Consider the following 20,342-nt stretch of genomic DNA (forward strand, 5'->3'; position numbering starts at 1 on the left):
GCGAAATATTAGTTTGTAAAATTTGTAAAATTAAATAATGCCAAAAATTACAAATGTCTTGTTTGCATAGAAATAATACGCTTTTACATACTATGAATACACCAATACAAGGAGGTGATATAACATGGCTAGAAACAATAGTCTTGCAGTTCCTGGTGCACAAGCTGCTTTAGATCAAATGAAGTATGAAATCGCAACTGAGTTTGGCGTACAACTTGGCCCAGATGCAACATCACGCGCAAACGGATCTGTTGGCGGTGAAATTACAAAACGTCTTGTATCTTATGCAGAGCAACATTTAGGTGGTTTCCAAAAATAAATCAAAATGGCTATAGGGGACGGGAATACCGTCCCTTTTTTGGAGGAATCAAAATGGCGATATGTCCGCTTTGTAATGCATTAGAATATAAAGCGTATACTTGTCCTACTTGCACGAGTGCACTTGAAGATTACGGGAAAACGGTTGATTATCTCGGTCCATATAGTGCCTATATGGATCAAGAACTGCTAGAGGAAGTGGATGGATTATCCCCGCATCATTCACAGCAATATTGCCTTCATCTTTTATATTGTCCTATATGTGAAAAACAAACAGAAGTAGTTGTACAGCTTATATAAAAATCCGTCTCAGCAAAAGTTGAGACGGATTTTTATTTTACATCTTCAGCTTACAGTTCCTGTTTCTTTTTGGAAGAAAGTAATGATTGATAATAGCGAAGAGGTGCTGTGTACACTTTTTCAGCAAAATCCGTATTATGTTGAATAAAGGGTGTATAAGTAGGTTTTGCATCTACTTGGTATAACCAAACAGCACCAGTTGCATCCAATACAAGAGAGAGCTCTAATTCAAATAGGTGAGAAAAGGCATTTTCTAAAGTTCGAGGTGTTTCTTTCGTAATAACGTGTAGACTATCCTGTAATAATGTAAAATCAATTTTTGATAAGCGATGTTGCAAATTTTTAAATGCAGTAAACCTTGTTTGCTCTGTAAGAGGAAATAAGAAAGAGTAAGGCGTGTTGTCTATTGGAATCACTTTTGCTTTTTCTTCCCATGTACCTTCGCTATTCTTTTGTAAAATAGATCGAATATGAACAGGAGATGTTGACTGAGGCAATATAGGCTGTACTGTATAATCACGTGTTTGAAGTAATGATTGTAACCAAGATAAAAATGTATCTTTTGTTTGGAATGATTTTGTTGGAAAGCGATTTCGTTCTAATGTAGTAACGTGAAATGTGCGATCTCGATAAAAAATGTGGTACATATTTTGTTTTGAAAATGAATGCAAAGGCTTTATAATCACATCTTTTTTTGTTTGTAATAGCTGTAACGTGGTTATTTTACTTGCTTGTTTTATTACAGGTACATATGGTGCTAGTTGTTTGTTTTTTGTAAGAACTTCATACACATTTATATCATTTGGAAGATCGTTATTTAAAAATATTGTTTCCGGGCGGCTATGAAGCCAATTTATGATAGGAAGTGCTTTTTTAACATTTTTTTCATCTTTGTATGAGCATCGATTGTATATACGAGATGGAATCATGAATTGCTGCTCTACCCAATCTTGTTTATCGGTATCATAGAGAAGTCCGTTGACATGCTCTGTTTTTGGGTCGATGCTAAAGGGAGTAAACTGTACAACAACAATATGATGGGCGCGTGCACGCTTTGCAATTTCTGTGTAGAACTCTCTCTCATGATGGAAACGGGACGTTAAAAGTCCAAGAACCATAAAAAAACCTCCTTTTATATAGCGTTAAACATGTATCTAATTGAGTAATATTCAAAGAAATGTGTCTTATACCAACTGCTTCGAATCTAATGAATAATATTTTTGATAGAGAGCTAGTACCTCGTTTGATAGAGCATTGTAGAGCAGTTAGTTTCTTTGAAAGTCCAGAAGGAAAACAACGTCTCGCTAAAATGATTGATGATTTTTTGCATCACGTGGTACATTATTACATTTAGTTGGTATGTTCTTAGGTAATGTAAGTTTAGTCGACCGGTTGCAGCCAGAAGTTATTCAGTTTTTACAACAAGATGGGAAGAAGGAATTACTATCTGATGTCATGAGAAAGGAATGGGAAAGCTGAAACAGCGTGAAGTGAAGGAAGTAGAAGCATTCATTTCAAAAGAAGCTGTTGTGAAAAGTATTCTTTCCTTTGTGAAAGTGGAACAGACTGTATGTGGTTTATCCCGCTATTCGCGGGCAGTAATACTCCCACCTTAAAATTCAGTGAAAGCATTGTCCAGCTCTAGCGACTAGAATCTCCGGTCGTTTCGCCCCCTCGGACGAGGCAAAAAGCGCCTCTCTGTCGGGTGCCCCAACGCCCTGCGATTCTGAGCGAGCCGCTTCCGCTTTTCTAAAGAAGTTAGGTGGGAGATAAACTGCTGGCATGCGCCCGATTGGTGAAGGCTGATAATCAGTAGGGGATGAAGAAAACCCCCACTGATTAAAGTTTCACTTTATCGGAAAATTGACAAGAAACCCCCCACTTCAAGATCTGAAGGAGATAAGTGGCGGGAGTTTTCATTAATTATAATGTCATAAAGGGAATTTACTTCACATATCCTACATAGTCTGATATCGTAAGAAGAGTATGTAAGGGCAGAAAACATATAAACAATGTGATATTGAATCACATTGCAAGGAGGATATATATAATGGCAAAAAACATGCATGATGTTGCTTATGAACTACAAACAGTAATTACAGAAAATCCAGATTTTCAAGCATTAAAAGTAAGTTATGCAGAAGTACAAGCAGATGCAGAGGCGAAACAATTATTTGATCGTTTCCGTATGATGCAAATGGAGCTTCAACAAAAAATGATGCAAGGTGAGCAATTAACAGAAGAAGACAATCAAAAGGCGCAAGCAGTTGTAGCATTAGTACAACAAAATGTAAAAATCACAAACTTAATGCAAGCAGAGCAACGTCTGAATGTCTTAATCGGCGATTTAAATAAAATCATCATGAAGCCGCTTGAAGACTTATATAACGCATTCATGTAATCATAAGAAAGAGGCACTTCCTAATGAACTAGGAAGTGCTTTTTTCATTTAGAAACAAAGGGATGACCTTCAAAGTAAAAGCGCCACGGATAGTGCACCGCTTCTTCTGCGTAATCAATATTAATGCGGGGACCTGCAGTAATGTCGTATGTATGAGAAAGGTGATGGTCTTCAGTAACCCGTTCAACATATAACTCATCACTTGTGAGCAGCAGTCCTTTTTGCTCTAACGTAATTCCCATTGCTTTGCATAGCTTACCAGGTCCATTTGTTAAGTTTTTGAACTGCGATTTTGTAATATCTGTTTTCCCGTATCTTGCTTGCTTCATATCTTCAATACCTTCTACTGGTTCTAATGCCCGAATTAGTACTCCTTGCGGTGTACCTTCTGGTGCTGTAATTACATTGAAGCAATGATACATACCATAAATAAGATATACATAAGCGTGGCCAGGAGACTCGTACATAATTTCCGTTCGTTCTGTGCGGCGACCTCCATAGCTATGTGCTGCTTTATCATCAGGTCCTTTATAGGCTTCTACTTCTACAATGATTCCGCTTCGTTTTACTCCATTAACAACGTGAACGAGTTTGTGTCCAAGCAATCGCTTCGCGACATCTAGTGTATCACCTTCATACCAAGAAAGTGGCCATTTCATTTAGCAAATTCCTTTCGTAAGACTTTAAATGAGTAAAGCAGCATCCTTTCATATGGATGCTGCTTAAAATGAATTGTTTTATAAATCAATCATGTAATTCTTGCAGTATACCATGGATGAGAGAAATAAGGTCTTGCTTTGTTTCTTCATCTGTGACTGTAGCATCATTATTAAATTTAGTTCCAACAGATGGAATGAGAACCGATCCATTTTGAACAATAGTAACATCCAGCATACCTAGTGTAAGTAGTAAAGATTCATGTGCCTTGTCTCCGCTGGTAATTGATGGAGAAGCTGTTATAACAGCCACTGGTTTTTTGTAAAGTTCAGCTGATGAGACAAGCCATTCTAATGCATTTTTCAAGACTCCAGGTACACCCTTTGCATACTCTGGGGTGCAGATAATGAGTGCATGCGCTTCAGCTAGTGTCTTTCGAAAGTCTTCAACAGCAGTTGGTGCCTGAATGCGATCAATATCTGGATTAAAATGAGGAAGTTCTTGTATTCCGTTATAAATATTATAATCAATATTTTCGGGAATAAACGCTGCTAAAGTTTTTAATACATTGGTGTTGGAGGAACCTTCTCGAATACTTCCGGAAATGGCTATTATCCTTTTGTAGTTACCCATATAATCACCTCTACAAACAGAATACATCCGTAACTAGAAAGAAATCAAAAATATTGAACGATTTCATCGAAAACGTATTATCTAAATTCTAACTCGTTCTAATTAACAGTGTCGTCTCATAAGTTAATAATAGAAAAGTGCAGCTAAGAAGAGGAGGTACTTCATCATGATTTATCGTTTACTAGCTCTTAATATAGATGGGACACTCTTACTTCCAAATGGGAAATTACAAAAAGGAACGCGTGAAGCGATTGAATTTGTAAAGAGAAAAGGTGTATATGTTACGCTATTTACGAACCGAAATTTTCAATCTGCTCATAAAATAGCAAAATCATTAAAATTAGATTCCATATTAGTGACGCATGGCGGTGCATTTATTTCATCTTCATTAGATAAACCATTAATTCAAAAACGATTATCAGAAGAAGTAACATTTAATATTGTGCAGGTGCTTGAACATTTTGAATGTAACATTCGCATCTCTCATGAAAGATTTTCGATTGGAAATCGGCATCAGCATACGCCTAATTTAATTGCACGAACAGTCTTATCAACTTCTGATCCGTTATTTTACCCGGTTCAATTTGTAGATTCACTCGGTGATACACTTCGCGATCAACCGGTAGCTGCACCGAAAATTGATGTTACATTTGCGAATCAAAGTGAAAAGCACCGTGCGCTCACAACCTTACAGAAAGCATTTGAAAATGTCCATTTTGTAGAATGCAGTAAAGAACAAATCGAAATATTACCGCCTCATGTATCGAAATTACGTGGATTGCAATTATTAGGAGAGCATCTTGACATTGAATTAAAAGAGATGGTAGCAATTGGAGATAGTCTGGAAGATTTAGATGTTATCGAAAGCGTTGGATTAGGGGTAGCGATGGGAAATGCTCCGATTGCTTTAAAGAAAGCAGCCGATTGGATTACGCGCTCAAATAACGACAATGGCGTGCAATATATGATTAAAGAACATTTTCGAAAGCAGTTTCCAATTAAGTTTTTAAACAATCATATACAAATGAAGAAATGGTAAGTAAAAACCTCAGGTAAATGCCTGAGGTTTCTATTATATATCGAGAGGTTTGCGACACTCGCCAGGGATGTATATCAGAACAAAAAAACGATAAGTCACTGTCATGTGCCCTGTTGCAGAGGTTTTCATCAGTGGAGGATGAAGAGCCCCACCTAATGGAAGTTTCACTTAAAATGTTCCTAAAAATTAGAAGTCCCATCCCCAATAGTTCTTTGTTGACCTACTATCAGCCTTCAAGTAAACTAAAGGAAGTTTGAAAATAGAAAAGGTGATGATTGTTGTTAATTTCAATTAAAACGTTACAAGATGATCGTTTTTTACGTCCGCTGCAAAATATTAGCGGCTTATTTTTTGAAGAAAGTACGGTAGCATTTGAAAAAGAAGATGCAAATATCATTGTTGATATAAATATAGAAGGAAACGTGACAGCTTCTGCTCATTTAACAGAAATCGCAACAGGAAACGTGTATGAAGAAACGTTTTCCAAAGATTTATCTTCCTTTACGGAAGAAAAGGAACGCATGAAACAAGTGAAGCATGTCGTGTCTTATGTATATCTATCTGTTCTTCAGCAGTTAACAGGTGTGGAGCAAAAGTGGGGAATTTTAACAGGTGTGCGTCCAACGAAGCTTCTTCATAAAATGTTACAAAGCGGTATGACAAAAGAGGAAGCGCATAATGAACTTCGTGAAAGTTATTTAATTCATGATGAGAAAATTGAGCTTATGCAACGTATTGTTGATTGCCAGCTCGCTGTTGTGCCAGATTTATATCGTTTAAAAGAAGAAGTAAGTATTTATATTGGGATTCCATTCTGTCCAACAAAATGTGCATACTGTACATTCCCAGCTTATGCGATTAATGGACGCCAAGGATCTGTCGATTCATTCTTAGGCGGCTTACATTATGAAGTTCGTGAAATCGGTAAGTTTTTAAAAGAAAAAGGCGTGAAAGTAACGACGATTTACTATGGCGGCGGTACGCCAACAAGTATTACAGCAGAAGAAATGGACATGCTGTATGAAGAAATGTATGAGTCGTTCCCTGATGTGAAACAAGTTCGTGAAGTAACGGTAGAAGCAGGGCGTCCGGATACAATTACACCAGAGAAGTTAGAAGTGTTAAATAAATGGAATATCGACCGAATTAGTATTAATCCGCAGTCATACCATCAAGAAACATTAAAAGCAATTGGACGTCATCATACAGTAGAAGAAACAATTGAAAAATACCACCTTGCTCGCGAAATGGGTATGAACAATATTAATATGGATTTAATTATCGGTCTTCCAGGTGAAGGCTTAGACATCTTTAAGCATACACTAGCAGAAACAGAAAAGCTTATGCCAGAATCATTAACGGTGCATACATTATCCTTTAAGCGTGCTTCTGAAATGACGCAAAATAAGCGCAAATATAAAGTGGCAGGCCGTGAAGAGATTACAGCGATGATGCATGAAGCAGAAGAGTGGACGAAAGAGCATAATTACGTACCGTACTATTTATATCGTCAGAAAAATATTTTAGGTAACTTAGAGAACGTTGGTTATGCAATGCCAAGTCAAGAAAGCATTTATAACATTGTTATTATGGAAGAAGTGCAGTCTATTATTGGCCTTGGCTGCGGTGCATCAAGTAAATTTGTTCATCCAAAGACAGGTGCTATTACGCACTTTGCCAACCCGAAAGATCCAAAATCATATAATGATGGCTATATAAAGTATACAGAAGATAAACTTAAAATTTTACAAGAGTTATTTGGATAAGAAGCTGCCAGTTTGGCAGTTTCTTTTTTTTATCCCGCTATTCGTGGGCAGTAAGACCCCCACCTCAAGATTGAGAGAGAAGCGAAGAAGAAAGGTGGGGGATAACTGCCCGTAAAAGCCCGATTGGTGAGAGCTTTCCATCAGTGGGGGATGAAGAACCCTCCACTGATGGAAGTTTCACTTTATGTAAAACAATGTCGAGAATGATCAGAAAAAAGAAGTAAAAATTAGCAGGAGATGTCTAATTGTGAACGAAATCATAAAATTATGAAAACTTTAAAGGGAGGTATAAATATATTATGTACATGACTATTGGCAGAATTTTTGATCTAGCTGTGCAAAAATATCCGCAGAAAGAAGCGTTAGTAGAATCTGCAAAAAACATTCGCTGGACATATAAACAGTGGGATGAGATGGTAAATAAAACTGCACATGCACTGCTTGCAGAAGGAGTAAGAAAAGGGGACCGAGTTTCTGTTTATTTATATAATTCACATGAATTTGTAACCGTTTACCTAGCTTGTACGAAGATTGGCGCCATCTTTAATCCGATTAACTTCCGTTTAAAAGCAAAAGAAGTTTCCTACATATTGCAAGATGCTTCCTCTAAAGTTGTTGTGTTTGAAAAAGAAGTTGAATCAACCATTTCTATGATTGAACGTGATTTTCCGCAAACTTCATTTTGGTATATTGAAGATGATGTGCCGTCTTATGCCGCTTCTTATCATAAAAAAGTAAACGAAGCAAAGTCAGAACCAATCGACATTGAAGTTGATGAAATGGATTATTGCTCTATGTTATATACGAGCGGTACGACTGGAAATCCAAAAGGAGTGCTGCATCGCCACCGGGATATGGCAGAGCATAGTATGATTTGTACGTACTATATAAAATATACGCGTGATAGCGTCGGATTAATCGTAGCACCGCTATATCACTGTGGTGAATTAAACGCTGGTTTTCTGCCGCGTATTCAAGTTGGCGGGAAAAATGTTATTTTACACCATTTTGATACGAAAACAGTGTTAGAAACTATTCAAGAAGAAAAAATTACAACGTTCTTTGCAGCGCCGACAATGTGGAACATGTTGCTGCAAGAAGATTTAACAAAATATGATTTAACCTCAATGAAGATAGGGGTTTACGGCGGAGCAGCAATGGCACCGGCACTTGTGAAAGAATGTAAAGAACGTCTTTATATCGATCTTGTGCAAATTTACGGGATGACAGAGTTTGGGCCTGTTGTCGCGTTTCTTGTAGAAGAAGATCAACTTACAAAAGCAGGATCAGCGGGAACACCTTGCTTTAGTCATGAAGTGCGCATCGTCAAGTCAAAGGAAGATGAACCATCAGAACCAGAAGATGTACTTCCGCCTTACGAAGTTGGAGAAATTATTTTACGCGGACCAACTATGATGGCTGGATACTATAACCGCGAAGAAGCAAATAAAAAAGTAATGTATAAAGGCTGGTATCATTCCGGTGATCTTGGCTATTTTGATAAAGATGGTTATTTATACGTGGCAGATCGTGTTGACGATATGGTCATTAGCGGTGGCGTGAACGTTTATCCACGCGAAATTGAAGACTTCTTGCATAGCCATGATGGTATTTTAGATGTTGCTGTACTTGGCGAACCAGATGAATTATGGGGAGAACGTGTAGTAGCGGTAGTTGTGAAGAAAGATGAGTCATTAACAGCAGAGGAGTTAGATCGTTATTGTAAGGAAAGTGATGAATTAGCCGATTATAAACGTCCTCGTCATTACGTATTTGCGGAAGAACTTCCACGTAATGCAAGCGGGAAATTGCAAAAATTTGTGTTGCGTGAATCTTTGAAGGAAGCGAAGAAGTCATAGTATAAAGTGAAACTTCCATTAGTGGGGGCTTTATCCCTCACTGATGGAAAGCTTGCTCAAAAATAGCTAGAGAAAGCACAGTTTAATTTTTGAAACTGTGCTTTTTGGCGTGGGTTTGTTATAATAAACACATAATTTCGAAAATATGAATATTTTTACTTCGTAGTGATATTTAGGGATTGTGTTGTCTGTAATTGAGTTTGAATTGTTATTTCATTTATAGGAGGGACTTTTTATGTCTATGTTTAAAAGATTGCGTGATTTAACGATGTCAAATGTATATGCTTTAATTGAAAAAGCTGAAGATCCAGTTAAGATGACTGATCAATATTTACGTGATATGCAAGAGGATGTACAGGAAGCTGAGAAGAGCGTAGCTGCTCAAATTGCACTTGAGAAAAAGTTCAAATTATTATACGAAGAACAATCTGCACTCGTAACGAAACGCGAGGAGCAAGCACATATGGCTGTACAGGCAAACAACATTGATCTTGCGCGCCGTGCTTTAGAAGAAAAGAAAACTGCAGAACAAAAAATGAATGAGTATAAAACAAGTTATGAGCAAAATAAACTAGCGGCTGATAATCTTCGTGAAAAGTTAGAAGAGATGCGTAAGCAATTGACGGAGTTAAAGAACAAACGTGAAACACTTGTTGCAAGAGTGAATGCAGCCAAGGCGCAAAAGAATATTAATAAGGCCATGTCTGGATTTGATGCAAATACAGCAAAAGCAGGTTTAAACCGTATGGAGGAAAAAGCTCTTCAACTAGAAGCGGAAGCAGAAGCAAGCGGTGAAATATACAAAAAAGAAAAGTCGTTAGATGAAGAGTTTGCGAATATGAATAAAGATAAACAGGTGGAAGATGAGTTAGCTCGTATTATGAAGCAGTACGAGAAATAATTCGTTTCAAAGACAATATCCCGCTATTCGTGGGCAGTAAGACCCCCACCTCAAGATTGAGAGAGAAGCGAGGAAGATAGGTGGGGGATAACTGTCCGTAAAAGCCCGATTGGTTCAACTAACCATCAGTGGGGGATGAACCTCCCCACTGATGGAAGTTTCACTTTATAGAAAATTTATTTGAAGAACCGACATGCCGTAAGGACTGGATAATGTCGGTTCTCTATTTTTACTTAAAATAGAGAAGGAGGATTTGTGATGACATGGATGAATATTGCGGCAATGTTCGTATGGACGCTTTCCGGTGCTGTTCTTTTGTTTGTGCTTATGTGGATAGATTCTATTTTTACTAAATATAAAGATTTAGCCGAGATAAAAAAAGGTAATGTTGCTGTAACGACTCGTTTTGTCATGAAGCTTTTTGCACAAGGATATATTTTGTCACAGTCGATCGTGAAATCAAATGATTTATGGCAAGCTTTGTTAGCCTCTGTTGTTTCTTTCGTTATCTTATTTGTTTTAGAAATGTTAGTAGAACTCATTTTGAAGAAGATAGCTGGCTTAGACTTAGAAGAGGGGACTGTGCAAGGAAAAGTTGCTCATGCACTTTTAGCAGGTTCATTGCATATTGTTGGCGCCCTTATTTTAGCAGCGTGTTTATAAAATAAGAAGCGGAGGGATAGCTTTTGAGTTTATTTAAACGTATTAAAAATATATTGAAAAGTCCAGAACCTGTTAAACCTGAGAAAAGCGTGTTGTCTTTAGAGCCTGGAGATATTCTTGAGGTATCTTTGGTCACTTATGAAATTATAGGGAAAACGCGTATGCATGAACGAAGCGAGATTTTCTTAACATTGCAGGACGGAAATACGATTCGTTATTTAAAGGTTGAAAATCGCGAAAAAGTCTATTATGAACTATATGCACCAATTGATGGACGATTAGATTCCTTCAACGAAATTCCTACGACAATTGAAATGGATGATTTAGAATATTATCTTGAGGAACAATACTCTTGCAGGGCATCTGTTACAGGGCGAACACCGTTTGCAATATCCGGTGAACAGCATATTTGGGAGTTTCAGTCTGACAACCGGAAATTACTTAGAATTGAATGGCAAGAAGGACGTACAATGATGTACGAAGGAGAAACGATTCTTCCTGCAGATGTGCAAATTATACGAGCGACGTAAGGGGGTGTAATCATGCTAAAACGATTGTTTACCATGATGAAAGCATCCATAGGCTTTACCATTGCTGCTTCTATTGTATTCATAATTGCTCTTTCCACTTTGTCAGGTTGCGATAATGACAAAGAGGTGAAAGATCTTTATCCATTAGAATCAGTTTTAAAAGAAGGAAAGCAAGAATCATATGTATATCGGGCTGCGAATGAATCTGTTCCGGACATAGCAAAAAAACTGGCCGATCAAAAAAAACCAGAGCAAATGTCTAAAGAAGATGAGAACCAAATGTTTCTCGTATATCCCGATGAGTGGTATAACATTCAAAAGGATAAAGAAAAACCATCAGATACATTAATTGAAGTAAGCAATAAAGAATTTGTACGTCAAAATTATCAGCCGTCTTTTTTAGAAGGTTTTATTGTAGGAAGTATAGTCAGCAATTTATTTGATTCTCACAAACCGTATTACGGTGATTACCGCGGGTATACAAGCCGGAAAACGTACAAACCGATAATTGATTACCGTCCGCCTACTGTTCAAGAGAAAAAAACGCTGCCACCACTAACAAAACAAGGTACTGGATCTATCATTAAGAGAAGTGACAAGGTAAATAATTCAGGTACATCTGTTGGAAGTGAAGATGGTGTTACGAAAAAGGGGAATCAAACTGTTCCGCCGTCTGAGCAGAATAAAGGAAAAATCATTAAATCACCCGATAAACCAAGTGGATCAGACGTTAAACCAAAGTCATCTATCACTACTCCTCCAAAAAACACATCCCCTCCGAAAACAAGAGTTGGAGGTTCTGGGAAAATTACGAAGAGACGGTAAAGTAAAGTTTTACTTCCTGTTAATGCGGGATAAAAACACACACCCATAAGCATGGCGTTGTGTGTTTTTTTGCATGATCCATTCATGGTAGAATGGTTAAAGCGCGAATAAGGAAAGGAACATTGCATGAGAATTAATAAATTCATCAGTGAAACAGGCTACTATTCAAGAAGAGAAACGAATCGCCTTATTGAGGCAAAGCGAATTACCGTTAATGGAGAGATTTGTGAGCCAGGACAAGAGGTAGAGCCTGGTGACATTGTACTTGTTGATGGGAAGCCGATTCCAACGAAGACACATCCTATTTATATTGCTTTAAACAAACCTGTAGGGATTACTTGTACAGCAGCGAAACATATAGAAGGAAATATTATCGATTTTGTTAATTATCCAGAGCGTATTTTTCCGATTGGCCGCTTAGATAAAGCATCGCAAGGATTAATTTTAATGACCAATGACGGTGAGATCGTAAATAAAATGATGCGCTCTGAGTATGGTCATGAGAAAGAGTATATTGTAATGGTGGATAAACCATTTGACGATGCTTTCTTAGAAGGAATGGCCGGTGGTGTAACGATTAAGGGTGGAAAAACGGATCCATGTAAAATATATCGTGTAAGTGATTGTGTATTTCGGATTATTTTGACGCAAGGGATGAATCGTCAAATTCGCCGTATGTGCCGAGCATTCGGATATACAGTGACTCGATTAGAACGCATTCGGATTATGAATATTGTAGTAGACGGTATTGAGACGGGAGAATGGCGCGACCTTACTGAGGAAGAGCTGAGTAAGCTCCTTGCATTGCTAGGTTAAAAAGATAATAAGAAAAACGCTCTTCCTACTAGGAAAGAGCGTTTTTCTTATTTACGCGTAAATCCTTCTTCATCAAGGTACTGTGCCGCTTCTTTGTAAGAGTTAAATGTACCATCTAACTGCAGTCCAGCATAAACGTTCCACATATCTTCATCTTCTTTTATAAGAGTCAGTGTGTGTTTGTCTTGATTGATCCACTCTTCTTCTTGAGAATCTTCAGTAAGTGTAACTTCTTCTACCGGTTCTTGTGAAAGGGCATGAAGTGATTTTTCAAGTAATGAGCGAAGTTCTTCTGCTGAAAAATCACGGATGTTAACCATTCCTTTATCGTTCGTTTTGTAGCCTTTCAGATGTCCAGCATATACGAAGCCATTTCCATTTGGATGTAAATGGTACACAACGTTCTTTTTGTCTAGGCGGCTTTCTTCATAATGAAAGTTAATTCGTCCTAGAGATACGTCTTTTCTTTCTAGCTCTGGAAAAGATTCAATAATCGTTAATTTTTCTTCAAAAGTTAGCATAGGTTCCTCCATGATTGTAATGAATGTAATGGTTCATTATACCATGAAAGAATATAAATAGAGAAAGTTACTAAATTTGTTACTACGGACATAAGAGTAATAAAAAAACCTGTTCCCTTTTAGTATGTAGGGAACAGGTTCTTATCATTCTGCTTTCAAATCTACAATTAAGTACGCCAGTATCACAACAAAGAAGATACTTACAGCCGGTGCGGTAAATACGTGTCCAGCTGTGTACGCAATGCCGAGTGCAAGCACTAATGTACTAGCGAGTAACATATATTTTACGGTTATGATGGACTTGAAGTTCGTGAACACACGAAGGGCAAGTCGGATACCGAAGTAAACAAATGGTAGTAAATACATAATGAACCCGATGATTCCAAATGAGAAAAATAAATCATAGAAGTCCATTTCTACCATTTTCGGTGTTTTTTTATAGTTGCCTGCGTAGCCCATTCCAAGCAGTTTTTGAGAGAGTGGTGCTTCTTTAAAGTACTTTTTATGCAATTTTAGAAACTTATCGCGATCGCTATAAATTAAGCTATTAACTTCTCCCGCTGTTAATTCTCCTTCTTTTGCTTTTTTCTCTTTTTTTCTTGCTTTTTCTTCACCTACATACTGTTTCTGTTCATATATTTTTAGATGAATCCCCATATTTTTTGCGATTGGAGTAAATGGTGTTGCTGCAATGACTCCCGCTAATACGACAAGTGACACGATTGTATTAACAAGCTGTGTAGCGCCTTTTCCTTCTTCTTTACGCTTCATCATATATTCGATAAACGAGAAGAATAGGGCGATTCCTAATGTCAGAATAATTGCACCGTACCCAACCTTCGTTCCAACCATAATACTAGCGTAAAGTGCAAGTATTGTTGGAATCCAGTAGTACGCTTTAGCAAAGGAGGTTGTTTTATGAATTGAATAAAGTGTGACGATTGGAAATGTAACGGCTAAAATCGCACTTAATTCGTTTGCTGCATAAAACCATCCTTTAGAACCAACTTTCTCATATGAATAACTCTTAAAGTCTGTTCCAGTTGCGATGGAGATGACCATGACGATACTTATGAATAAAACGGCATATAAGAAATACCTTAACATTTTATGGTAAACAAATTGTTTGTCTTGTAAAATTTTAAATATAAGAACGTATCCGAATAACATAACGATTGGATACATGCATTTGGCAATAAACTTAACTTCTTCTCCAAGTGCAAATGGATGTTTAACAAGCATATTATTGATAAGTCCAGCTGCCAGTATAATGCCTAATAGGCATATATATATGAGGTGCTTTTTGGTGCTAGGCTCTTTCCAATTGATGAAAAGATAAATCATCGTAAGAAGCATAACGATAAAACGTACTACAACACCTAACGTTGCACTCATATGTAACATATGAATTGACAAGGACGTTACCAAATCTAAGACAGGCTGCAGTGCAATGAATAGTAAAAGGAAATATGCGAAGTAATATTCCTTTTGAATGAACTTGTTAATCATTTGATCCTCCTTCATTACATAGAAGAAATAAATTTATGTTGTTTTTCTATACCAAAAATAAGAATACACTATTTTTGAGTTGAATGACAGGGAGCGAGAAATGTCTTAATTTATCAGTAAGTAGGATTAATCAGCTTTGGCAGGTTGTGTGTTACATTTCCTCTTCTAAAAAGCTTATTTCTTGTCAGAATAGCTATTGATACGAGATATGTTTTTTCTACCCTATATAGAGTATTGTGATTTGGAAAAAAACGAAATTCATGGTAATTTGACGGAAAATTAAGAAAAAAGAAGGTTTTTGAAATCTCTTTCTGTAATTATATAAGTATAACAGATTAGAGAAGGAGAGAGAATGTATGACAGTTTCAAGTAAGGCAGAATCAGTAATTGTACAATATGAAGGACGAGTTGCAACGATTATGTTAAATCGTCCAGAAGTGCTAAATGCATTAGATGAACAGACGTTGAAAGAACTATTACAAAAGTTAAAAGAAGTGGCTGAAAGCTCTGTGCATGTCGTTGTACTATGCGGAAACGGCCGCGGTTTTTCTGCGGGCGGCGATATTAAGTCGATGTTATCGAGCGGAGATGAAAGTGCTTTTGAAGGAATTATGAATACCATTTCGGAAATTGTTGTGACGCTGTATACAATGCCAAAGCTTGTGATTAGCGCGATTCATGGTCCAACGGCAGGCCTTGGGCTTAGTATTGCGTTAACAGCAGATTACGTAATGGCTGATATTTCATCCATTATTGCGATGAATTTTATTGGAATCGCTTTAATTCCAGATGGTGGTGGACATTTCTTCTTACAAAAGCGCCTTGGAGAGCATATGGCAAAAGAAATCATTTGGGAAGGAAAGAAATTATCAGCAACCGAAGCGCTTGAAATCGGCATAATTGATGAAGTGATTGGTGAGAATTTCAAAGATGCTGTAAAACAAAAAATCAATGAATGGCTGCAAAAACCGATTGGCGCAATGATTCAAACGAAGCAAATTTTAGCCGAAGTGAACCGCTCCTCATTAGAACAAACACTTCAGCTTGAAAAACGCGGCCAATATGCAATGAGAAGAACAGCGGATCATAAAGAGGGAATTACAGCATTTTTAGAGAAGCGTCCGCCAGTGTTCAAAGGAGAATAAAGTGAACCCTCCATCAGTGGTGGGGGTTACTGGCCTGCGAATAGTAGAATAAAAATTTTACAGAATATGAGAGAGTGTTAACACATTTTTTTAGTATAATGGTGTTAGCACTTTTTTAATGAATGATAGAAGGAGAATGGAATGAGTTTAATAAAACAGAACCGAATGATCATGGCAATTATCGGTGCATGGTTACTTGTATATGTGTTGTTACATAGTACACCAACTGCAGCGGTTCGAACAGCGATGTTCCTGTCTGGAAATCCGAAAGAAGCGATACATAGTGAGATTGAAAGAGTGGAAGATCGATATAATGGGATCGTCCCAAATCATCTTCGTTCTTTTTACGGTGTACCAGAGAAAGAATATGAAAGTTATCGTTTTCCAGAAATACGCCACTCTTCAGCTGGCATCGATATGTCGACCGCATGTGTACGAAAACATTGGTTTCTATACGATGCAGAGCTAGGTTGTTTTTAAGTAGAAGAAAATGGAGGTGTTACCATGTCAATTTATAATAAAGTCGTACGCGACCGTGTACCAGAAATGATTTTAATGTCTGGTAAAACATATACATCGAAAAAGTTAAGTAAACAAGAATACATACAAGAATTATCGAAAATCGGAATAGAAGAAATGCGTGAATTTGCATCTATTCAAGACCGTGAGCATGCATTAGATTCTTTAGCGGATGCATTAGAGGTTATTAAAGCAATGGCACAGACAGAAGGTGTAACGTTAGAGGATGTTGAGCGCATTCGTAAAGAAAAAGAAGCGGAGCGCGGTGGATTTGAAAAAGGTGTATATTTAGTAGAAGTGAGTGAAGAGTAGAAGGCATCGCAGTATATGCGATGCCTTTTATCTCGCTATTCGCGGGCAGTAAGACCATAATCTCAAGATTGTGAGGAAGGTAGGTGGGGGATAAAAAAATTTATCGATTTATATTCCTTGTCATACCGATGGAAAATTTCTTGAATTCAAGAAATTCATAATAGGATTCCAAACTTTCCGCACACAAAAGTTGAGGAATTACTCGATTTTGCTCACAATGTTCAATCATTCGATTCAGCATTTCTTTGCCGATTCCTTTTGACTGGTAACTCGGTAGTACACCCACTCCACATATAATTCCGGTAATCACACCATCTGAAATAATACGGCCCGTTCCCACCAATTTTTGTTCATCAAAAGTATAAATGACATACCAACTTTGATTGCACATTTGTTCTAAATCATTAACTGTTAATTTAAGTGAATTCCATCCTAAAGATTCATATAAGGTTAGTAATTGCGTAAAATCTTCAGGGGGTTCTAGTGTATAATGTATAGTTCCTTCCATATAAGCACCTCCTGATTTATTGTGTTTTAAAAAAAACTTTTCTGTTATCATGCATACGTTACAAACCTTCTAAACTTTAACATGATATCAAATTCTCTTTAAAAGTTTTATTCAACAATCTGGCGCCTTAACGGAACAACCCTATTATCACTCAACAGTTTCTTAATTAACTATAAAAACGGTTCGACTTTATTTAAAGGATACAACTGCAGCATGATTATTCCGATCTTAAAGTGCGTAATGGTAGTTTAGTAAGCAAATATATTAACGAATTCTAGCCTTACGGAAGCCATCAAATACAGCGATTACTGCAAATAAAATAAAGATGAAAATTCCACCGCCAACTATCCATGTTTTAAATTGATTAGCTGTTATGTTAAATAAATTAGTCATATACGTAATAAAATCTAGGGTTATCACATTCGGATTTGTTACTATAACAATGAATACAATGGTTGCGATAAGCTGGAGTGCAGTATTCCAAATTGCTATTCCTTTTGTCCATTGCCCCTTTAATAATTTATAAAGAGCTACTGCTATTTCGAGACCAATTACAACAAGAACGATTGGCCAATATCCAAGTAAAACTTCCTGATTAAAAGTTGGGGTCACAAATTCAAGTACGTCTCTACTGCGTTCATATACACCTACAAGATGATTTGCATAAAAATAAAAAGTTGACCAAATCGCAGTCCACATTAAACTTACAAATACTTCGCCCTTTGAAATCGCTTTTTTCTTAGGAATATTATGGATATTTTTCAAATCATCAGGTGTCCATTTTTTAAAGCTTGCTGTTAATGGCTCATCATCTCTTCCTTTATCTGCTCTTTCCAAAATAGCAAACACAAGTGTTAGCCAAAAGAATACGTGGATCCCTACTTCAATGATGCTCCCTATTCCTTTGCCCATAAGACTAAAAACAATACTTATAACCGCTTGTTCTTCACTATATCCAATAAAATGTTCGGCAATCACCGAGATTAACGAAATGACAGCAGCAATCGGTAAAATCATTTTTAGTAGCGTCACATATACATCAAAATAGCGTGGACCAATTAAGTGCAATGGCCAGTCTCGATAACCACTAGCCATTGTGACCGGATTCCCCAATTTTTCAAGAACCGCCTTTACATCTTCTTCGCCGTAATCATCAGGCAGCATATCCTCTATGGTTGACCGTAACTCTAGAGCAATATCCTCACGGTTTTTTTCAGGCAGCCTCCGAGTAACTTCTTTTATATAAATCTCAATCAGATTCATCGTCTTCCTCCTTTTTTAATAAGCTTAAGAGTTCTTTCGAATTCTTAAGCCATTCCTTTTTTAACTGCAAAAAGATTTCTAATCCATAGTCACTTAAAACATAAAACTTACGGGGTCTACTCTCAGAAGTATCCCAACTACTCGTCACTAATTCCTGTTTTTCTAATCGGCGGAGCAATGGATATAAGGTACTTTGTTCAATGGTAATGCCTGATTCCTCCAATAATTGAACAAGTGAATATCCATACTGGGGTGTTCGTAATTGACTTAAAACGGCTAATGTCAACGTTCCTCTCCTAAGCTCTGTCATTAATGAATTCAATAAAGTACTCATTCACCCACCTCATTTTTTATATACTATATGTCATACAGTGTATAATTTATGCTATGTATCATACAGTATTGTTGTTACAACATTATTTGAAATGAAATGCCCTTTTAAGAAATAACAAGTAAGAATAAAAACACCGTTTGTATTCAAACGGTGTTTTATATATCATTTCATTATTTTGGTTTACTATATCCCGCTATTCGCGGACAGTAAGACCCTCGCCTCAAAATCCAGAGAAAAGCGAAGAAGATAGGTGGGGGATGAAAGTCTCACTTTATTTCTATTTCGTGATTTTTCTATTATACTGAATATTGGGAAGATAAAAGAGAGGGGAAAAACATATGATACATAACGCAAAAGATACGATGGAGCTTATTAAACAACTCGTTTCAATCCCAAGTCCATCTGGAAATACAAACACAATTATTCGTTTTATTGAGGACTATGTAAAAGAGTGGAATGTCGAGACGAAGCGCAACAATAAGGGCGGTCTTATTATAACGTTAAAAGGGGAAGATGACACAAAACAACGTTTACTTACTGCTCACGTTGATACGTTAGGCGCAATGGTAAAAGAAATTAAAGCAGACGGACGTCTGCGACTATCAATGATTGGCGGTTTTCGCTGGAATGCGGTTGAAGGGGAATATTGCGAAATCGAAACAGCAAGCGGTAAAAAATATACAGGTACGATTTTAATCCATCAAACGTCTGTACACGTATACAAAAATGCTGGAGAAGCAAAACGTGACGAACAAAACATTGAAGTACGTATCGATGAGCGCGTATCTTCACCGGAAGAAGTACGTGAACTAGGCATTGAAGTAGGCGATTTCGTATCATTCGATCCGCGCGTTCAAATGACAGATAGCGGCTACATAAAATCTCGTCATCTAGATGATAAAGCAAGTGTTGCCATCTTACTTCAATTGATTAAAAGATTACGAGACGAAAAAATCACACTACCATATACAACGCATTTCTTAATCTCTAACAATGAAGAAATTGGTTACGGCGGTAACTCCAACATCTCAGAAGAAACAGTAGAATACCTCGCGGTTGACATGGGGGCACTTGGCGATGGTCAAGCATCGGATGAATACACAGTATCGATCTGTGCGAAAGACGGAAGCGGTCCGTATCATTACGCAATGCGTAAACATTTAATCGAGCTAGCAAAAGCAAATAACATTGAATATAAAGTAGACATCTATCCATTCTACGCTTCTGACGCATCTGCCGCAATTCGTGCCGGAGCAGATGTGAAACACGGATTAATTGGTCCTGGTATTGATGCGTCTCATGCTTATGAGCGTACGCATGAGACGTCGATTGTACATACGGAAGCACTTATTTATGCGTATGTGTTGTCGGAGATGGTAGGAGAATAATAGTAAAGTAAGGAAAAAGTGAAAGAGTAAATCTTTCACTTTTTTTGCTGTAAATATAAGAAAATAAAATGTTTTGGCTTCGGAGTCTTAAACCAAAAGAACAAGAGCCTGTGTTATTGAACGAACGGAGCAGGT

The 20,342-nt window shown here is 37.2% G+C and carries 23 protein-coding genes and 1 pseudogene; 16 read left to right on the plus strand and 8 right to left on the minus strand.

What is annotated here, in order from left to right; all coding sequences use genetic code 11:
• Nucleotides 1-124 precede the first annotated feature (124 nt).
• The gene (locus ACFQZ1_RS26090) at nt 125-319 is read left to right on the plus strand and encodes an alpha/beta-type small acid-soluble spore protein (RefSeq protein WP_377885096.1); all 195 of its coding nucleotides are present in this window, start codon (nt 125-127) and stop codon (nt 317-319) included.
• Nucleotides 320-372: 53 nt separating this feature from the next.
• The gene (locus ACFQZ1_RS26095; protein ID WP_377885098.1) at nt 373-618 is read left to right on the plus strand and encodes a hypothetical protein; all 246 of its coding nucleotides are present in this window, start codon (nt 373-375) and stop codon (nt 616-618) included.
• A 50-nt stretch (nt 619-668) separates the two neighbouring features.
• Here the strand turns inward: ACFQZ1_RS26095 and ACFQZ1_RS26100 are convergent, their stop codons facing one another.
• Nucleotides 669-1,736 carry a YheC/YheD family protein gene (locus tag ACFQZ1_RS26100; protein WP_377885099.1) on the minus strand — a complete coding sequence of 356 codons (1,068 nt, stop codon included), beginning with the start codon at nt 1,734-1,736 and terminating at the stop codon, nt 669-671.
• Nucleotides 1,737-1,876: 140 nt separating this feature from the next.
• Between ACFQZ1_RS26100 and ACFQZ1_RS26105 the strand changes: the two are divergent.
• Together ACFQZ1_RS26105 and ACFQZ1_RS26110 are read left to right on the plus strand one after the other, a co-directional pair.
• Nucleotides 1,877-2,189 (plus strand): annotated as a pseudogene (locus ACFQZ1_RS26105) (DUF445 family protein); the annotation flags it as partial.
• Nucleotides 2,190-2,668: 479 nt separating this feature from the next.
• Complete coding sequence (locus ACFQZ1_RS26110; protein WP_377885100.1) at nt 2,669-3,019, plus strand: YlbF/YmcA family competence regulator; 351 nt, start codon at nt 2,669-2,671, stop codon at nt 3,017-3,019.
• Between the two features lie 44 nt (nt 3,020-3,063).
• Here the strand turns inward: ACFQZ1_RS26110 and ACFQZ1_RS26115 are convergent, their stop codons facing one another.
• On the minus strand, nt 3,064-3,678 hold the full coding sequence (locus ACFQZ1_RS26115; RefSeq protein ID WP_377885102.1) for a DNA-3-methyladenine glycosylase: 615 nt from the start codon (nt 3,676-3,678) through the stop codon (nt 3,064-3,066).
• Between the two features lie 85 nt (nt 3,679-3,763).
• Nucleotides 3,764-4,309: an NADPH-dependent FMN reductase gene (locus ACFQZ1_RS26120; RefSeq protein WP_377885103.1), complete on the minus strand. Its 546-nt coding sequence runs from the start codon at nt 4,307-4,309 to the stop codon at nt 3,764-3,766.
• Between the two features lie 166 nt (nt 4,310-4,475).
• Between ACFQZ1_RS26120 and ACFQZ1_RS26125 the strand changes: the two genes are divergently transcribed.
• The 8 genes from ACFQZ1_RS26125 to ACFQZ1_RS26160 all read left to right on the plus strand — a co-directional run bounded on the left by ACFQZ1_RS26125 (nt 4,476) and on the right by ACFQZ1_RS26160 (nt 12,708).
• A complete protein-coding gene (locus ACFQZ1_RS26125; protein WP_377885104.1) occupies nt 4,476-5,348 on the plus strand; it encodes a Cof-type HAD-IIB family hydrolase in 873 nt (290 codons plus the stop codon).
• A gap of 275 nt (nt 5,349-5,623) precedes the next feature.
• Nucleotides 5,624-7,114 carry a coproporphyrinogen III oxidase gene (locus ACFQZ1_RS26130; protein WP_377885105.1) on the plus strand — a complete coding sequence of 497 codons (1,491 nt, stop codon included), beginning with the start codon at nt 5,624-5,626 and terminating at the stop codon, nt 7,112-7,114.
• 299 nt (nt 7,115-7,413) lie between these two features.
• On the plus strand, nt 7,414-8,973 hold the full coding sequence (locus ACFQZ1_RS26135; protein ID WP_377885106.1) for a fatty acid--CoA ligase: 1,560 nt from the start codon (nt 7,414-7,416) through the stop codon (nt 8,971-8,973).
• Nucleotides 8,974-9,208: 235 nt separating this feature from the next.
• On the plus strand, nt 9,209-9,874 hold the full coding sequence (locus ACFQZ1_RS26140; protein WP_377885107.1) for a PspA/IM30 family protein: 666 nt from the start codon (nt 9,209-9,211) through the stop codon (nt 9,872-9,874).
• 258 nt (nt 9,875-10,132) lie between these two features.
• On the plus strand, nt 10,133-10,537 hold the full coding sequence (locus ACFQZ1_RS26145; RefSeq protein ID WP_377885108.1) for a DUF350 domain-containing protein: 405 nt from the start codon (nt 10,133-10,135) through the stop codon (nt 10,535-10,537).
• 23 nt (nt 10,538-10,560) lie between these two features.
• On the plus strand, nt 10,561-11,067 hold the full coding sequence (locus ACFQZ1_RS26150; protein WP_377885109.1) for a DUF4178 domain-containing protein: 507 nt from the start codon (nt 10,561-10,563) through the stop codon (nt 11,065-11,067).
• A 12-nt stretch (nt 11,068-11,079) separates the two neighbouring features.
• Nucleotides 11,080-11,892, plus strand: a complete 813-nt coding sequence (locus ACFQZ1_RS26155) for a DUF4247 domain-containing protein (protein ID WP_377885110.1) — start codon at nt 11,080-11,082, stop codon at nt 11,890-11,892.
• Between the two features lie 126 nt (nt 11,893-12,018).
• Nucleotides 12,019-12,708 (plus strand): pseudouridine synthase, encoded by a 690-nt coding sequence (locus tag ACFQZ1_RS26160; RefSeq protein ID WP_377885111.1) that lies wholly within the window; start codon nt 12,019-12,021, stop codon nt 12,706-12,708.
• 47 nt (nt 12,709-12,755) lie between these two features.
• Here the strand turns inward: ACFQZ1_RS26160 and ACFQZ1_RS26165 are convergent, their stop codons facing one another.
• Entirely contained in the window at nt 12,756-13,229 is a 474-nt protein-coding gene (locus ACFQZ1_RS26165) for a hypothetical protein (RefSeq protein WP_377885112.1), read from the minus strand.
• A 144-nt stretch (nt 13,230-13,373) separates the two neighbouring features.
• Nucleotides 13,374-14,738 (minus strand): O-antigen ligase family protein, encoded by a 1,365-nt coding sequence (locus tag ACFQZ1_RS26170; protein WP_377885113.1) that lies wholly within the window; start codon nt 14,736-14,738, stop codon nt 13,374-13,376.
• Nucleotides 14,739-15,094: 356 nt separating this feature from the next.
• Here ACFQZ1_RS26170 and ACFQZ1_RS26175 point away from each other — a divergent pair, with 356 nt between their 5' ends.
• From ACFQZ1_RS26175 to ACFQZ1_RS26185, 3 genes are all read left to right on the plus strand, one after another.
• A complete protein-coding gene (locus ACFQZ1_RS26175) occupies nt 15,095-15,883 on the plus strand; it encodes an enoyl-CoA hydratase (RefSeq protein WP_377885114.1) in 789 nt (262 codons plus the stop codon).
• Between the two features lie 141 nt (nt 15,884-16,024).
• Complete coding sequence (locus ACFQZ1_RS26180; RefSeq protein ID WP_377885115.1) at nt 16,025-16,363, plus strand: hypothetical protein; 339 nt, start codon at nt 16,025-16,027, stop codon at nt 16,361-16,363.
• A 24-nt stretch (nt 16,364-16,387) separates the two neighbouring features.
• The gene (locus tag ACFQZ1_RS26185) at nt 16,388-16,714 is read left to right on the plus strand and encodes a phosphoribosyl-ATP pyrophosphohydrolase (RefSeq protein ID WP_377885116.1); all 327 of its coding nucleotides are present in this window, start codon (nt 16,388-16,390) and stop codon (nt 16,712-16,714) included.
• Between the two features lie 100 nt (nt 16,715-16,814).
• Here the strand turns inward: ACFQZ1_RS26185 and ACFQZ1_RS26190 are convergent, their stop codons facing one another.
• The 3 genes from ACFQZ1_RS26190 to ACFQZ1_RS26200 form a co-directional block, all read right to left on the minus strand.
• Entirely contained in the window at nt 16,815-17,222 is a 408-nt protein-coding gene (locus ACFQZ1_RS26190) for a GNAT family N-acetyltransferase (protein WP_377885117.1), read from the minus strand.
• 264 nt (nt 17,223-17,486) lie between these two features.
• The gene (locus ACFQZ1_RS26195; RefSeq protein ID WP_377885118.1) at nt 17,487-18,485 is read right to left on the minus strand and encodes an HAAS signaling domain-containing protein; all 999 of its coding nucleotides are present in this window, start codon (nt 18,483-18,485) and stop codon (nt 17,487-17,489) included.
• Nucleotides 18,472-18,819 carry a PadR family transcriptional regulator gene (locus ACFQZ1_RS26200; protein WP_377885119.1) on the minus strand — a complete coding sequence of 116 codons (348 nt, stop codon included), beginning with the start codon at nt 18,817-18,819 and terminating at the stop codon, nt 18,472-18,474. Before ACFQZ1_RS26200 ends, ACFQZ1_RS26195 begins: the two co-directional genes overlap by 14 nt.
• 338 nt (nt 18,820-19,157) lie before the next feature.
• Between ACFQZ1_RS26200 and ACFQZ1_RS26205 the strand changes: the two genes are divergently transcribed.
• The gene (locus ACFQZ1_RS26205) at nt 19,158-20,207 is read left to right on the plus strand and encodes a M42 family metallopeptidase (protein WP_377885120.1); all 1,050 of its coding nucleotides are present in this window, start codon (nt 19,158-19,160) and stop codon (nt 20,205-20,207) included.
• Nucleotides 20,208-20,342: the final 135 nt, after the last annotated feature.

The organism is Bacillus sp. CGMCC 1.60114 (genome assembly GCF_042676365.1).
GTDB classification, from domain to species: Bacteria; Bacillota; Bacilli; order Bacillales; family Bacillaceae_G; genus Bacillus_A; species Bacillus_A rhizoplanae_A.